Genomic DNA, 13,962 nt, shown 5'->3' with positions numbered 1-13,962 from the left:
GCAGAGCCCCCGGCCGCGCTCAGCCGACGATCTCGGCGGTTTCCAGAACTGCGTGCAACAACACATCCGTGCCTGCCGCCGCCCATTCCGGGCTGATCTCCTCGGCCTCGTTATGGCTCAGCCCGCCTACGCAGGGGCACATCACCATCGTTGCAGGCGCGACCTTCGCGGCCCAGCAGGCGTCGTGTCCCGCGCCCGAGATGATATCGAGATGGCTATAACCGAGCGTCTCGGCCGCCTTGCGCACGCGGCCCACCAGTTCGGGCGCGAAGGTCACCGGGTCGAAATGCCCGACCGGCTCGACGGCGCAGCCCACACCTAGCTCTTCGCAGATCACCGCCGCGCGCTTCTCGATCTCGGCGCGCATCCCGTCCAGCTTCGCCTGATCGGGCGAGCGAATATCGACGGTGAACACCACCTTGCCCGGCAGCACGTTGCGCGAATTCGGCGCGAATTTCACCTGCCCCACGCCGCCCACGGCATTGGGCTGGGCGGCCATCGCGACCTCCTGCACCATCTCGAAGATCCGCGCCATCGCCAGACCCGCATTCACCCGCATCGGCATGGGGGTCGAGCCGGTATGCGCCTCCTTGCCGGTCAGGGTGAACTCCAGCCACCACAGGCCCTGGCAATGGGTCACCACACCAATGGTTTTTTCCTTGGCCTCAAGGATCGGTCCTTGCTCGATATGCAGTTCGAAATAGGCGTGCATCTTGCGCGCGCCGACCTCTTCCTCGCCCTTCCAGCCGATCCGCTCCAGCTCGGCGCCAAAGCTTGCGCCCTCCATATCCGTCCGGCCATAGGCGTAATCGAGCGGAATCGCCCCCGCGAACACGCCCGAAGCCAGCATCGCAGGCGCGAACCGCGCGCCCTCTTCGTTGGTCCAGTTGGTGACGACAATCGGATGCCTGGTCTTGATCCCGAGATCGTTGAGCGTGCGCACGACCTCCAAGGCGCCCAGGACCCCGAGAACCCCGTCATATTTCCCGCCCGTGGGCTGGGTGTCGAGATGGCTGCCAACATAGACCGGCAGGGCGTCAGGGTCTTCGCCGGGACGCGTCATGAACATCGTGCCCATCTGGTCCACGCCCATGCTCAGGCCCGCGTCCTCGCACCATTCCTGAAACAGCGCGCGTCCGGTGGCGTCGTCATCGGTCAAGGTCTGACGGTTGCAACCACCCGCCACGCCGGGGCCGATCTTGGCCATCTCCATCAGGCTGTCCCAAAGGCGCGCGGAATTAATGCGGAGGTTCTCTCCGGGTGCAGACATCGTTCATTCTCCCTGTCGGCTGCGGGGCGATTTATGCCCTCTTGCGACGAATCTTTTTCTGACCGTATGGTCAGATTCAGGGAGCCATGTTCTGACCATTCGGTCAATGGAAAATCCGGGGGGCGCGCAGATGGATGATGCAGTCGGTGGCGAGCGCCCAAAAATTAGGCGAAACCTTTCGGCCACGCGGGCAGCCACCCGCAAGGCCAATGAAGACGCGATCCTGAAAGCCGCCGAAACGGTCTTTGCCGAGGCCGGTTTCGGTGGCGCGACCATGCAACTGATCGCCGATATGGCCGGGCTGCCCAAGGCCAACCTGCATTACTATTTCGCCACCAAGGAAGAGCTCTACCGCAAGGTGGTCGAGCGGATCTTCAAGATCTGGCTCAAGGCCGCGAACGCCATGGACGATGCCGCCGGCCCCGGCGAGGGGATCGGCGCCTATATCGACGCCAAGATGGAAATCTCGCGCAAATATCCCAATGGCTCGAAGGTCTGGGCCTCGGAGGTCATGCATGGCGCGCCGGTGATCCAGGACTATCTCGAAACCACGCTGCGCGAATGGACCGAGGGGCGCTGCGCCGTCATCCGGCGCTGGATCGCCGAGGGCAAGATGGCCCCGGTAGACCCCGCGCATCTGCTCTACATGCTTTGGGCCACGACCCAGCACTATGCCGATTTCGGCCACCAGATCGAGACGCTGAATGGCGGGCCGCTCAGCAATGCCGACTGGGCTGCGGCGAAGGCAAGCGTCAAGACCATCATCCTGCGTGGAATCGGCGTTTCGCCGTCAAACTGACCGCTCCGGTGCTCCGGACGCCGCGACAAAACGGGATGAAGCGGGCAAATGGGCGACGTAAGGGAAGGATGATACCGCAAACTGTGCAAAAAGAACAACGACCCTAGGCAAAACGTCCAGAAAACCCCGATCTCGCGTTGAATCGCGAAATATGCTAGGCTATAGGCCGCCCGGAACAGGGGGCTCTCCATTGACAGATACTTCGCCGCAGCGACCGCAGACGCGCATCCAGCGCCGCAACACCGAAGCGATCCTCGATGCCGCGCTCGAGGTGTTTTCGGCGCAAGGTTTTCGTGGAGCGACACTCGACCAGATCGCGCAGGCAGCCGGGTTGTCGAAGCCCAATCTGCTCTATTACTTCCCCTCGAAAGAAGCGATCCATGTCGAGCTTCTCAGCGGGCTGATGGATATCTGGCTGGCACCTCTGCGCGCGCTTGACCCCGAGGGCAACCCCAAGGCCGAGATCATGGGCTACATGCGCCGTAAGCTCGAGATGAGCCGCGAGATGCCGCGCGAAAGCCGGCTGTTCGCCAACGAGGTCCTGCAAGGCGCGCCGCGCTTCATCGATGGTATTGAGGGTGACCTCAAGGCGCTGGTCGACGAAAAGGCAGGCGTCATCCGGACGTGGGTCGAGGCGGGCAAGCTTGCCCCCGTCGATCCCTATCACCTGATCTTCTCGATCTGGGCGCTAACCCAGCATTACGCCGATTTCGACGTGCAGGTGCGCGCGATCCTCGGCCCGGGGCATGACCCTTTCGCAGAAGCGGGGAATTTCCTCGACATGCTGTTCGAACGGCTTCTGGCGCCCTGAGGCCGTTGCCCGGGTCATTTGGTGGAACGCTTGGCCCAATCGCGATAGCGCAGGATCACCTCGGACTCGAAGATCTTGAAGACCATCCAGCAACCAAGCGAGATCGCGCCGTAAAGACCAATCTCGCCCAGTTGCCAAAGCGCGCCGTCCCGTAGCGCGACAAGCCCCGCGCGGCCGATGACATCGAAATTTGCCATCGCCAAGGTCACGAGATTGAACGAGGTGAAGGAAAGCAATGCCACCGAGGCCCCCGCCCCGAGGAGGAGCAGGATCAGCGGCCATCGCGTGATGTTCAGTATCTGCATTGCGGAAGCCTCCCCCGGCAGGATGCCGCGCTGCCGGGAGAGGGGCAAGCCGTGTTATTCGGCGGCCTGCGCGCTCGGGTTATTGGGGTGGGTCGTCCAGTTCGCGTAGGGCGCGACCTCGCGGCCCGTGCGCGGATCGACCTCGCCGAGCGGCAGCTTGCGCATCGTGATGCAATCGACCGGGCAGACATCGACGCAGAGGTTGCAGGCCACGCATTCCTCGTCTTTCACCGAATAGACGCGTTCCTCATCAACGGCGATCGCCTGGTGCGAGGTATCCTCGCAGGCCGCATAGCAGCGACCGCATTTGATACAGTCGTCCTGATTGATCTCGGCCTTGGTGACGTAGTTGAGGTTGAGATACTGCCAGTCCGTGACCTTGGGCACCGCGCGCCCGACGATCTCGGCGGTTGAGGCAAAGCCCTTTTGGTCCATGTAATCCGACAGGCCCGAGATCATCTCTTGCACGACCTTGAAGCCATAGGTCATCGCCGCCGTGCAGACCTGCACGTTGCCCGCGCCAAGCGCCATGAACTCGGCCGCGTCGCGCCAGGTGGTGACCCCGCCGATGCCCGAGATCGGTATGCCAGCGGTTTCAGCCGAACGCGCGATTTCAGCCACCATGTTCAGCGCGATGGGTTTCACTGCCGGGCCGCAATAGCCGCCATGGGTGCCCTTGCCGTCGATCATCGGCTCGGGGCAGAACTCGTCCAGGTTGACCGAGGTGATCGAGTTGATCGTGTTGATCAGGCTGACCGCGTCGGCGCCCCCGCGCTTGGCGGCAGCCGCCGGTTTGCGAATGTCGGTGATGTTGGGCGTCAGCTTCACGATGCAGGGCATGCGCGAGTACTGCTTCACCCAGCGGGTCACCATCTCGATATATTCCGGCACCTGCCCCACGGCCGAGCCCATGCCCCGTTCGGCCATGCCATGCGGGCAGCCGAAGTTCAGTTCGACCCCGTCGGCCTCGGTTTCCTCGACGCGCTTGAGGATCGCCTTCCAGCTTTCCTCGTCGCAGGGCACCATCAGGCTGACGATCAGCGCGCGATCCTTGTAGTCGCGCTTGACCGACTTGATCTCTTGCAGGTTCACCTCAAGCGGGCGATCGGTGATCAGCTCGATGTTGTTGATGCCAAGCACCCGACGGTCAGCGCCGTGGATCACGCCGTAGCGCGGCCCCGAGACGTTGACGACGGGCGGCCCCTCAGAGCCGAGCGTCTTCCACACGACGCCGCCCCAACCGGCCTCGAAAGCGCGGCGGACGTTGTATTCCTTGTCGGTGGGCGGCGCTGAGGCCAGCCAGAACGGGTTCGGAGATTTGATGCCGATGAATTCGGAACGCAGGTCAGCCATGGATCAGGCCCCCATCAGATATTGGTGGATGTCTTCGGCGGCATCGCGGCCCTCGGCCACGGCCGTCACGGTCAGATCGTCGCCGCCTACGGCGCAGTCGCCCCCGGCCCAGACTTTCGCGACCGAGGTGCGGCCCGCACCGTCCACGGCAATCTTGCCGCCAGCGGTCGTGACCCCCTCGGGCAGCGGCCCAAGCGCCTGACCGATCGCGGTAAAGACCTGATCGGCCTTGAGGCGGAAGGTGTCATCAAGCTTGCGAAGCCCCGCGCCGGTCATCTCGGTGCGGGCGAATTCGACCTCAAGCCCGTCCGCAACCTTGTGGATCGCCACGGGCGCCGCGTAGGTCATGATACGCACGCCGCTGGTGGCCGCGTGTTCCTGTTCATGCGCCGAGGCGGGCATTTCGGCCTGGCTGCGGCGATAGACGATGGTCGAGGTCTCGGCGCCCAGCAGTTTCGACTGCACGGCGGCATCGACAGCGGTCATACCCCCGCCGATCACCACCACCTTGCGCCCGATCGGCAGGGTGGCCAGATCGGTGGATTGACGTAGTTCAGCAATGAATTCGGTGGCCGGGGTGGCCAGTTCCTCGCCCGGCAGGCGCAGCGCATTCACGCCCGCAAGCCCCATGCCAAGGAAGACCGCATCGTATTCAGCCAGCAGATCCTCAAGCGCGCCATCGCCCGCGCGGCCAAGCGCCCAGTTCTGAACCACCGAGATACCGCCGATCTGCATCAGCCACTCGACTTCGGCCTGCGCAAAGCGGCCCGGCGCCTTATACGAGGCAATGCCGTATTCGTTCAGCCCACCCTGCTTGGCGCGCGCATCGTAGAGCGTGACCGAATGGCCCTTCATCGCCAGACGGTGCGCGGCGGACAGGCCCGCAGGCCCCGCCCCGACCACGGCCACGCGCTTGCCGGTCTCGGCCGCGCGGGCAAAGGGATGCGCGCCCTTCTCCATCAGCGTATCGGTGGCGAAACGCTGCAAAAGACCGATCTCGACCGGCTTTCCCTCGGCGGTTTCACGCACGCATGACCCCTCGCAGAGGTTCTCGGTCGGGCAGACGCGGGCGCACATGCCGCCCAGAATGTTCTGCGACAGGATCGTCTTGGCCGCCGCGTCGGGCGTGCCCGTGGCGATCTGGCGGATGAACAGCGGAATGTCGATCGAGGTCGGACAGGCCGTAACGCAGGGCGCGTCATGGCAGAAATAGCAGCGGTCCGCCGCAACGCGCGCCTCATGCGCGCCCAGCGGCGGCGCGACATCGGCGAAGTTCTCGCAATATTGTTCCGGCGAAAGCCGCCCCGGCGCGATACCGGGTGTAAGCTGGCTTGTGGTCACGTCGGACCTCCCTGACTGGCGTTGTTTTTTCCAACGCTGCCACAGGTAGAAATTTTATCAAGTGGTAAAATTCAGAAAATCGCTTTCCGGCCAATATCGCGGATTTTCAGCCCTCCCTCGCCGCGAAACGGCGCTTTTTTAGGCGCAAACACCGGCCTTGCCTGCGACAAAGGATGACGCCGGGACAGTCGTTGGCGCTTTCCTCCCACGTTGTGCTGGCGTATAACCCCCCCATATCAAGGCGCGGCCCACCTCTCAAAAAGGGCCGACAAGAGAACCGACACCACCCTTCGAGGACGGCATGAGCAAACAATCCCATGAAAACGACGTGGCATTCATTCAGGCGCTGGCAGAGCTTCTGAACAAGAATGAGCTGACGGAGCTTTCCGTCGTGCGCGAGTATGGCGAGGATGACAGCCTTGAGGTGCGCGTGGTCAAGCAGGCGACGGTCGTTGCCGCCCCCGCCCCGGTTTACGCCGCCGCGCCGATGGCCGCTCCGGCCCCGGCGGCCGCGCCCGCTGCTGCTGCCCCCGCCGCCGCAGCCGAGGCTGACCCGGCCGCCCACCCCGGCGCCGTGACCTCGCCGATGGTCGGCACCGTTTACCTGTCGCCCGAGCCCGGCGCCTCGGCCTTCGTCAAGGTCGGCGATGCGGTCAAGGAAGGCCAGACGCTGCTGATCGTCGAGGCGATGAAGACGATGAACCACATCCCCGCACCGAAATCGGGCACCGTGAAGCGCATCCTGATCGATGACGCCTCGCCCGTCGAGTTCGGCACTCCGCTGATGATCGTCGAGTAAGGGGGCCCCCATGTTCGACAAGATCCTGATCGCCAACCGCGGCGAGATCGCGCTGCGCGTGATCCGCGCCTGTCGCGAGATGGGGATCGCCTCGGTCGCGGTGCACTCCACCGCCGATAGCGACGCGATGCATGTGCGCATGGCGGACGAGAGCGTCTGCATCGGCCCGAACTCCTCGGCCGAAAGCTACCTGTCGATCCCCGCGCTGGTCGCCGCTTGCGAGATCACCGGCGCGCAGGCGATCCACCCCGGCTATGGCTTCCTGTCCGAGAACGCGACCTTCGTTCAGGTGCTCGAAGACCACGGCATCACCTTCATCGGCCCCTCGGCTGCGCATATCCGCATCATGGGCGACAAAATCACCGCCAAGGAGACCGCAAAGAACCTCGGGATTCCGGTGGTTCCGGGCTCGGACGGCGGTGTGCCGGATTACGAGACCGCCAAGCGCGTCGCGGCCGAGATCGGCTATCCGGTCATCATCAAGGCCACCGCCGGCGGCGGCGGTCGGGGGATGAAGGTCGCGCAGAACGAAGAGGCGCTGGAAATCGCCTTCCGCACCGCGCGCTCCGAGGCCAAGGCCGCTTTCGGCAATGACGAAGTCTATATGGAGAAATACCTCCAGAAGCCGCGTCACATCGAGATCCAGGTCTTCGGCGACGGCAAGGGCCGCGCCGTGCATCTGGGTGAGCGTGACTGCTCGCTCCAGCGTCGTCACCAGAAGGTCTTCGAAGAGGCCCCCGGCCCCTGCATCACCCCCGAGCAGCGCGCCCGCATCGGCGGCATCTGCGCCGACGCCATGGCCGAGCTGAAATACTCGGGCGCTGGCACGATCGAGTTCCTGTTCGAGGATGGCGAGTTCTACTTCATCGAGATGAACACCCGCCTTCAGGTGGAACACCCGGTGACCGAGGCCATCTTCAGCGTCGATCTCGTGCGCGAACAGATCCGCGTCGCTGCGGGCCTGCCGATGGACTTCCGCCAGGAAGACCTGACGATCCGTGGCGCCGCGATCGAGGTGCGGATCAACGCCGAGAAGCTGCCGAACTTCAGCCCCTGCCCCGGCAAGATCACCCAGTATCACGCCCCCGGCGGGCTGGGTGTTCGGATGGATTCGGCGCTCTATGACGGCTACAAGATCCCGCCCTATTACGACAGCCTGATCGGCAAGCTGATCGTGCATGGCCGCGACCGGGATGAGGCGCTGGCCCGCCTAAGCCGCGCCCTGGGCGAGTTGATCGTGGACGGCGTGGATACGACCGTTCCGCTGTTCCACTCACTGCTGGCCGAGCCCGATATCCAGAAGGGCGACTACTCGATCCACTGGCTCGAGAAGTGGCTCGCCAAGACCTTCGGCTGATCGCGATGCGCCCCCGAAAGGGGGCGTTTTCATTAGCTCCAATCGGTTTGAATGCCGGGCGGAATCAGACCATGCTTGCCGCGCGGGACGATCTCGGGGACGGGCATGGCGATAAAGCTGACAGCGCGGATGCTGCTATCGGGATATGCCCAGGGCATCTTCCCGATGGCCGAAAGCCGCGATGCGCCCGAGTTGCACTGGTTCGACCCACAGCGGCGCGGCATTTTCGATCTACAAAATTTCCACATTTCGCGCTCGCTGGCGAAAGCCATCCGGCGTGAAACCTTCACTATTCGAACCGACACCGCCTTTCGCGCCGTTGTCGAGGGCTGCGCCGAACGCCCCGAGACCTGGATCAACGGGCCGCTCTTCGATCTCTATGACGAACTCTTCGCCGCGGGCTTTGCCCATAGCGTCGAGACCTGGCAGGACGGGCGACTGATGGGCGGGATCTATGGTATCACCCTTGGCGGGGCCTTCTTCGGCGAGAGCATGTTCTCGCGCGCTAGCAATGCCTCAAAAGTCGCGCTGGCCTATACGGTGGACCGCCTGCGCGTCGCGGGCTTTACGCTTTTCGACACGCAATACCTGACGCCGCATCTGGCAAGCCTGGGCGCCACGGAAATCTCGCGCGCGGAGTATCGCGGAAGGCTGGCTGCGGCGTTGGCGATGGACGCGGATTTCACCGCACCGCCGATCCCCGACGCTTACTCCATCTTGCAACGAATGACCCAGACGTCATAGCGCTGATGATCCAGCGCCGAAAGCGCCGGGCTGTCGGCGATCATCCAACCCGCGAAGGCAGGCTGCGCTGCGCCCTTCTCATTGATCAGCAGATAGGCATAGGCGTTGGAGGACGGGTCGTCCGCCGGATAGCGGCATTCGCGCAGCGTCACGCTGATCGAGCCGAACTCGGCCGTCTGTCCTGCGGAGAGAATGATATCCGAGGAGGTTCCTGCCACCTTGTCGAGGCCGCGCAGAATCGCGCCGGGCGCCTCGGCCAGCCCCTCGGGCGTGTCCTGCGCCATCGCCGCGCCGCTGCCCAGCACCAGCGCCAGCATCGCCAAACGGATCATTACTGCCCTTCCTGCGAGCTTCCGCCCGCGAATTTCATCATCAGCGCCAGCACGGAGACAGCCCCCTGAGTGTCGAGAATTTCGTCGCCTTCCGCCAGCGTCTCGAGGCTGCCACCGGGGACCAGCTCGACAAACGAGCCCCCCATGAGCCCCTCGGACGAGACCAGCGCGGCCGAATCGTCGGGCAGCTGAATGTCGTCGCGCAGCGCGAGCGTGGTGTCGGCGAAGAAGGTCTGGGGGTCGAGCTTGATCTCGGTCACGCTGCCGACCTTCACGCCCGCCATGCGCACGTCGGTGCCGACAACGATTCCCTCGACGGAACGGAACGAGGCATGCAGCGGATAAGTGCCGGAACTCGGCCCGGAATCACGCCCGGCCCAAACCATGAAACCAACCGCGACGGCCAGAACGACCGCCCCTGCAAACACTTCTACGCGATTTTCACTCATGCCGCCCTCCTTGAAGGGGCAGCCTCACTCCGGCTGCCAAGCCTCGTAATCGCGACGCTCGATCAGCGACGCACGACGGATCGACCCGGCGGGAACATAGGCATCGGCCAGGCCGGTGCGGTTGTCCTTGTGCGGCAGTTCCCAGGATTTGTGCGGCAGCGGCTGCTTGGTCGGCGGTTCGGGATAGGTAAAGTGCATCCAGCCGTGCCAGTCGGGCGAAATGCGGCTTGCCTCAACCTCGCCGTTGTAGATCACCCAGCGGCGCTTGCCATCGGCGGTCTGGTAATAGACGTTGCCCTGCTCGTCCTCGCCGACCTTCACGCCCTTGCGCGCGGTAAAGATCTGGGTGCCGAGGGTCTGGCCGTTCCACCAGGTCAGAAGGCGAAGCAGGAATTTCATGTCTATCCTCCGCAGAGCTTGCTTGGCCCCTTATAGCGCAGGGCGCGGCAAGGTCCAGTGATTTGGGCGCGATTTGCAGACCCCGGAGAGCAAAACGGCGGGCCTTGGCCCGCCGTCCCCACCTTAACCGGCGGTTTTGGGTTCTTTCTTGGCATCCGCGTAGATCAGAAGCGGCTTGGCCTCGGATTTGTCCACGGCCTCCTCGTTCACCACGACCTCCTGCACGCCATCGAGTCCCGGCAGCTCGAACATCGTGTCGAGCAGGATGTCCTCCATGATCGAGCGCAGGCCGCGCGCACCGGTCTTGCGCTTGATCGCGCGCTTGGCAATCGCGCTCAACGCATCCGGCGTGAAGGTCAGCTTGACGCCCTCAATGTCGAACAGGCGCTGGTACTGCTTGACCAAGGCGTTCTTCGGCTCGGTCAGGATGGTGATCAGCGCCGCCTCGTCGAGATCTTCGAGCGTTGCGATCACCGGCAGACGCCCGACGAATTCCGGGATCAGGCCGAATTTCAGCAGGTCTTCCGGCTCAAGCTCCTTGAACAGCTCACCCGCACCACGCGATTCGGGGTCTTTGACCTCGGCACCGAAGCCGATGGCCGAACCCTTGCCGCGCTGCGCGATGATCCGGTCGAGACCGGCAAAGGCGCCGCCGCAGATAAACAGGATGTTCGTGGTGTCCACCTGCAGGAATTCCTGCTGCGGATGTTTGCGCCCGCCCTGCGGCGGAACCGAGGCCACGGTACCTTCCATGATCTTCAGGAGCGCCTGCTGCACACCCTCGCCCGACACGTCGCGGGTGATCGAGGGGTTGTCAGACTTGCGCGTGATCTTGTCGACCTCGTCGATATAGACGATGCCGCGCTGCGCGCGCTCGACGTTGTACTCCGAGGACTGCAGGAGCTTGAGGATGATGTTCTCGACATCCTCGCCCACGTAACCGGCTTCGGTCAGCGTGGTTGCATCGGCCATGGTGAAGGGCACATCGAGGATGCGCGCCAGCGTCTGCGCCAGCAGCGTCTTGCCGCAGCCGGTCGGGCCGATCAGCAGGATGTTCGACTTCGCCAGCTCGATATCGGTCTTGGCGCTGTGATTGAGCCGCTTGTAGTGGTTGTGCACGGCGACCGAGAGGACGCGCTTAGCGTGCTCCTGCCCGATCACGTAATCGTCCAGAACCTTGCAGATGTCGCGCGGGGTCGGAACGCCGTCGGTGGCCTTGAGGCCGCCGGTCTTCGTTTCCTCGCGAATGATATCCATGCACAGCTCGACGCATTCGTCGCAGATGAACACAGTGGGGCCCGCAATCAGCTTGCGCACCTCGTGCTGGCTCTTGCCGCAGAACGAGCAGTAGAGCGTGTTCTTGCTGTCTGAGCCGTTGTTGTTAGCCATCGTCGTCCTCTGCGCTGTCCCGGAGTGCTCCGGGGCCTTTGAAGGGCTGCCTTTCCAAAAGTCTAGGACAGCCCCCCGTCCATCACAATGTCAAAATTCCGTCGCAAGCGGCGGGATCACTTGGCCTCTTCGACCTTGCCGCGGCTGTCGAGGATCTCGTCGATCAGGCCCCAGTTCTTGGCCTCTTCGGCGGACATGAAGTTGTCGCGCTCCAGCGCGGCCTCGACCTTGTCGTATTCGTTGCCGGTGTGCTTGACGTAAATCTCGTTCAGGCGCCGCTTGAGCTTTTGCGTCTCTTGCGCGTGGATCATGATGTCGGTCGCCTGGCCCTGGTAGCCGCCCGAGGGCTGGTGCACCATCACGCGCGAGTTCGGCAGCGAGAAGCGCATCCCCTTTTCGCCCGCGGTCAGCAGCAGCGAGCCCATCGAGGCCGCCTGGCCGATCACCAGCGTCGAGACCTTGGGGCGGATGTATTGCATCGTGTCGTAGATCGACAGGCCCGAGGTCACCACCCCGCCGGGCGAGTTGATATACATCGCGATTTCCTTCGAGGGATTCTCGGCCTCGAGGAACAGGAGCTGCGCGCAGATCAGCGTGGACATGCCGTCATGAACCGGACCCGCGAGGAAGATGATCCGCTCCTTGAGCAGACGCGAATAGATGTCATAGGCACGCTCGCCGCGCGAGGTCTGTTCGACCACCATCGGCACCAGCGTGTTCATGTAGAGGTCCATCGGGTCTTTCATTGGCCTGCCCTTCCCTGCGTATCTCGCGAAACGATTATTCGAAGTCCTTTACCGGAGTCTTAGTGGCGCGGGCAGGCCCCTGCAAGGCCACCTCGGCAATTGTTCCGGACCCCATTGCGCACGCTGCGCGCCTCAGCCCTCGGTCGCGGCGCGATACCATGTGCGGATCTGCGCGCGCTCGTCGGGTTCCATGAAGCTGAGATTGGCGGGCGGCATCGCATGGGTCAGCCCCGATTGCACATAGATCTGATGCGCGGCATTGGCGATCTGCGCGGGCGTCTCCAGATACACCGCCTTGGGCGCGCGCCCGATCCCGTCAAAGCCCGGCTCGGCGGCATGGCACATCGAGCAGCGCCCCATCACGATATCCGTCACCGCCTCGAACCCCGGCGCCTCGGCAAAACGCTGCGCGGCGGGCGGCAGGGTAGCCTCGTCCATTTCTTCCTGCGGGCCGGTCAGGTTGGAGAGCCAAACGACCAGCGCAAACAGCACCGCCGTGACCCCCCAGGTCCACCAAGGCGTTCCCTTGTGCGCGTGATGGGTGTTGAAGAAATGCCGGATCGTCACGCCCATCAGGAAGACAAGCGAGGCGATCAACCAGTTCCACTCGCTCGCGAAGGCCAGCGGATAGTGGTTCGACAGCATCAGGAAGAGCACCGGCAGCGTCAGATAGTTGTTATGGGTCGAGCGCTGCTTGGCGATCTTGCCGTATTTCGGATCGGGCGCGCGGCCCGCCATCAGGTCGGCCACCACAATTTTCTGATTCGGGATGATGATGAAGAAGACGTTGGCCGACATGATGGTGGCGGTGAACGCGCCCAGATGCAGCAGCGCCGCCCGCCCCGAGAAGACCTGCGTATAGCCCCAGGCCATCACCACCAGCACGACATACAAAAACAGCATCAGCCGCGTGTTGTCGTCGCCAAAGCGCGACTTGCAGATCAGGTCATAGGCGATCCAGCCGATGGTCAGCGAACCCAGTGAGATCGCGATCGCTGCCCAGACCGGCAGGTCCGCGACGCTCGGGTCGATCAGGTAGAACTGCGCGCCCGCCCAATAGACCAGGACCAGCATGGCAAAGCCCGACACCCAGGTCATGTAGCTTTCCCATTTGAACCAGGTCAGATCCGCCGGCATCCGCTCGGGCGCGACCAGGTATTTCTGGATATGGTAGAAGCCGCCGCCATGCACCTGCCAGGCGGCGCCATGGACGCCCTTCGGCGCACCTTCCTCGGGGCGCAGGCCCAGATCGAGCGCGATGAAATAGAAGGATGAGCCGATCCAGGCGATCGCGGTGATCACATGCAGCCAGCGCACGGCGAACTGCGCCCATTCCAGCCAGAAGGTATAGTCGAGCATCGGACCCTCGTTTTTTCCTGCAGCTTCCGCCGCCATCGTGAAAACGGCAAGCCCTCAATCCGTGGCGCTCTACGCGCGGTGGGGGCGCCCATGCATTCTCACAACGTCACGCCCGCGCCGGGCGCTGAGCGGCTCAGCTGCCGCGATAGGTGGAATAGCCGTAGGGCGAGAGCAGCAGCGGCACATGGTAATGCGCGCCCGCATCGCTGATCCCGAAGCGGATCGGCACGAGGTCGAGAAACAGCGGCGACGCCCCGGCCTGGCCCGAAGCGCGCAGATAATCGCCCGCATGGAAGACCAGTTCATACTCACCCGGGCCGAAATCCCCCTTGGGCAGAATCGGGCCATCGGTGCGCCCGTCGGCATTGGTCACGGCCTCGGCAATCTTCTCCCGCCCACCGTAGCGATGGGCGTAAAGCTCTATGCGCAACCCCTCGGCCGGAACGCCCCGGGCGGTATCGAGCACATGCGTCGTCAGGTATCCGTCCATCTCGCCCTCCTTTTGGGCA

The 13,962-nt window shown here is 63.8% G+C and carries 16 protein-coding genes; 5 read left to right on the top strand and 11 right to left on the bottom strand.

The genetic code is table 11. The annotated features are described in order from the left end of the window. Positions 1–19: 19 nt before the first annotated feature. Positions 20–1,270 (bottom strand): Zn-dependent hydrolase, encoded by a 1,251-nt coding sequence (locus tag KTQ37_RS13345; RefSeq protein WP_218631015.1) that lies wholly within the window; start codon positions 1,268–1,270, stop codon positions 20–22. 130 nt (positions 1,271–1,400) lie between these two features. On the opposite strand from KTQ37_RS13345, the gene KTQ37_RS13340 reads away from it, so the two are divergent. Further along, complete coding sequence (locus KTQ37_RS13340; RefSeq protein WP_218631014.1) at positions 1,401–2,069, top strand: TetR/AcrR family transcriptional regulator; 669 nt, start codon at positions 1,401–1,403, stop codon at positions 2,067–2,069. 190 nt (positions 2,070–2,259) lie between these two features. Next, positions 2,260–2,880, top strand: a complete 621-nt coding sequence (locus KTQ37_RS13335) for a TetR family transcriptional regulator C-terminal domain-containing protein (protein ID WP_375546106.1) — start codon at positions 2,260–2,262, stop codon at positions 2,878–2,880. 14 nt (positions 2,881–2,894) lie between these two features. On the opposite strand, the gene KTQ37_RS13330 is transcribed toward KTQ37_RS13335, so the two are convergent. The 3 genes from KTQ37_RS13330 to KTQ37_RS13320 are packed head-to-tail and all read right to left on the bottom strand — an operon-like array spanning position 2,895 to position 5,879. Next, positions 2,895–3,185, bottom strand: coding sequence for a hypothetical protein (locus tag KTQ37_RS13330; protein ID WP_218631012.1), 291 nt, complete (start codon positions 3,183–3,185; stop codon positions 2,895–2,897). Between the two features lie 54 nt (positions 3,186–3,239). After that, positions 3,240–4,538 carry an NAD-dependent dihydropyrimidine dehydrogenase subunit PreA gene (gene preA, locus KTQ37_RS13325; RefSeq protein ID WP_218631011.1) on the bottom strand — a complete coding sequence of 433 codons (1,299 nt, stop codon included), beginning with the start codon at positions 4,536–4,538 and terminating at the stop codon, positions 3,240–3,242. 3 nt (positions 4,539–4,541) lie between these two features. Further along, on the bottom strand, positions 4,542–5,879 hold the full coding sequence (locus KTQ37_RS13320; protein ID WP_218631010.1) for an NAD(P)-dependent oxidoreductase: 1,338 nt from the start codon (positions 5,877–5,879) through the stop codon (positions 4,542–4,544). 301 nt (positions 5,880–6,180) lie between these two features. On the opposite strand from KTQ37_RS13320, the gene accB reads away from it, so the two are divergent. The 3 genes from accB (at position 6,181) to aat (ending at position 8,779) form a co-directional block, all read left to right on the top strand. Next, a complete protein-coding gene (gene accB, locus KTQ37_RS13315; protein ID WP_218631009.1) occupies positions 6,181–6,678 on the top strand; it encodes an acetyl-CoA carboxylase biotin carboxyl carrier protein in 498 nt (165 codons plus the stop codon). Between the two features lie 10 nt (positions 6,679–6,688). Then, positions 6,689–8,035 carry an acetyl-CoA carboxylase biotin carboxylase subunit gene (accC, locus tag KTQ37_RS13310; RefSeq protein WP_218631008.1) on the top strand — a complete coding sequence of 449 codons (1,347 nt, stop codon included), beginning with the start codon at positions 6,689–6,691 and terminating at the stop codon, positions 8,033–8,035. A gap of 105 nt (positions 8,036–8,140) precedes the next feature. After that, positions 8,141–8,779 (top strand): leucyl/phenylalanyl-tRNA--protein transferase, encoded by a 639-nt coding sequence (gene aat, locus KTQ37_RS13305; RefSeq protein WP_218631007.1) that lies wholly within the window; start codon positions 8,141–8,143, stop codon positions 8,777–8,779. Here aat and KTQ37_RS13300 read toward each other — a convergent pair. From KTQ37_RS13300 to uraH, 7 genes are all read right to left on the bottom strand, one after another. Continuing rightward, complete coding sequence (locus tag KTQ37_RS13300; protein WP_218631006.1) at positions 8,743–9,111, bottom strand: DUF2155 domain-containing protein; 369 nt, start codon at positions 9,109–9,111, stop codon at positions 8,743–8,745. The genes aat and KTQ37_RS13300 overlap by 37 nt on opposite strands. Continuing rightward, complete coding sequence (mlaD, locus tag KTQ37_RS13295) at positions 9,111–9,560, bottom strand: outer membrane lipid asymmetry maintenance protein MlaD (protein ID WP_218631005.1); 450 nt, start codon at positions 9,558–9,560, stop codon at positions 9,111–9,113. Before mlaD ends, KTQ37_RS13300 begins: the two co-directional genes overlap by 1 nt. A gap of 24 nt (positions 9,561–9,584) precedes the next feature. Next, positions 9,585–9,959, bottom strand: a complete 375-nt coding sequence (locus KTQ37_RS13290; RefSeq protein WP_218631004.1) for an NADH:ubiquinone oxidoreductase subunit NDUFA12 — start codon at positions 9,957–9,959, stop codon at positions 9,585–9,587. A gap of 123 nt (positions 9,960–10,082) precedes the next feature. Beyond that, complete coding sequence (gene clpX / locus KTQ37_RS13285) at positions 10,083–11,348, bottom strand: ATP-dependent Clp protease ATP-binding subunit ClpX (protein ID WP_218631003.1); 1,266 nt, start codon at positions 11,346–11,348, stop codon at positions 10,083–10,085. Positions 11,349–11,464: 116 nt separating this feature from the next. After that, the gene (locus tag KTQ37_RS13280) at positions 11,465–12,094 is read right to left on the bottom strand and encodes an ATP-dependent Clp protease proteolytic subunit (protein ID WP_218631002.1); all 630 of its coding nucleotides are present in this window, start codon (positions 12,092–12,094) and stop codon (positions 11,465–11,467) included. A 132-nt stretch (positions 12,095–12,226) separates the two neighbouring features. After that, positions 12,227–13,453 (bottom strand): urate hydroxylase PuuD, encoded by a 1,227-nt coding sequence (locus tag KTQ37_RS13275; RefSeq protein WP_218631001.1) that lies wholly within the window; start codon positions 13,451–13,453, stop codon positions 12,227–12,229. Positions 13,454–13,586: 133 nt separating this feature from the next. Beyond that, the gene (gene uraH, locus KTQ37_RS13270) at positions 13,587–13,943 is read right to left on the bottom strand and encodes a hydroxyisourate hydrolase (protein WP_218631000.1); all 357 of its coding nucleotides are present in this window, start codon (positions 13,941–13,943) and stop codon (positions 13,587–13,589) included. Positions 13,944–13,962: the final 19 nt, after the last annotated feature.

Source organism: Sedimentimonas flavescens (assembly GCF_019264375.1).
Taxonomy (GTDB): Bacteria; Pseudomonadota; Alphaproteobacteria; order Rhodobacterales; family Rhodobacteraceae; genus Rhodobacter; species Rhodobacter flavescens.
Note: the sequence above shows the minus strand (reverse complement) of the source record. Positions and strands in the feature narration are given on the sequence as shown.

Bases quoted from the DNA above. Each gene is read 5' to 3' on its own strand.
- KTQ37_RS13340 (WP_218631014.1), top strand. From the start codon at position 1,401: ATGGATGATGCAGTCGGTGGCGAGCGCCCAAAAATTAGGCGAAACCTT.
- uraH (WP_218631000.1), bottom strand. From the start codon at position 13,943: ATGGACGGATACCTGACGACGCATGTGCTCGATACCGCCCGGGGCGTT.
- KTQ37_RS13330 (WP_218631012.1), bottom strand. From the start codon at position 3,185: ATGCAGATACTGAACATCACGCGATGGCCGCTGATCCTGCTCCTCCTC.
- clpX (WP_218631003.1), bottom strand. From the start codon at position 11,348: ATGGCTAACAACAACGGCTCAGACAGCAAGAACACGCTCTACTGCTCG.
- accB (WP_218631009.1), top strand. From the start codon at position 6,181: ATGAGCAAACAATCCCATGAAAACGACGTGGCATTCATTCAGGCGCTG.
- KTQ37_RS13280 (WP_218631002.1), bottom strand. From the start codon at position 12,094: ATGAAAGACCCGATGGACCTCTACATGAACACGCTGGTGCCGATGGTG.
- KTQ37_RS13300 (WP_218631006.1), bottom strand. From the start codon at position 9,111: ATGATCCGTTTGGCGATGCTGGCGCTGGTGCTGGGCAGCGGCGCGGCG.
- KTQ37_RS13345 (WP_218631015.1), bottom strand. From the start codon at position 1,270: ATGTCTGCACCCGGAGAGAACCTCCGCATTAATTCCGCGCGCCTTTGG.
- KTQ37_RS13275 (WP_218631001.1), bottom strand. From the start codon at position 13,453: ATGCTCGACTATACCTTCTGGCTGGAATGGGCGCAGTTCGCCGTGCGC.
- KTQ37_RS13290 (WP_218631004.1), bottom strand. From the start codon at position 9,959: ATGAAATTCCTGCTTCGCCTTCTGACCTGGTGGAACGGCCAGACCCTC.
- accC (WP_218631008.1), top strand. From the start codon at position 6,689: ATGTTCGACAAGATCCTGATCGCCAACCGCGGCGAGATCGCGCTGCGC.
- aat (WP_218631007.1), top strand. From the start codon at position 8,141: ATGGCGATAAAGCTGACAGCGCGGATGCTGCTATCGGGATATGCCCAG.
- mlaD (WP_218631005.1), bottom strand. From the start codon at position 9,560: ATGAGTGAAAATCGCGTAGAAGTGTTTGCAGGGGCGGTCGTTCTGGCC.
- preA (WP_218631011.1), bottom strand. From the start codon at position 4,538: ATGGCTGACCTGCGTTCCGAATTCATCGGCATCAAATCTCCGAACCCG.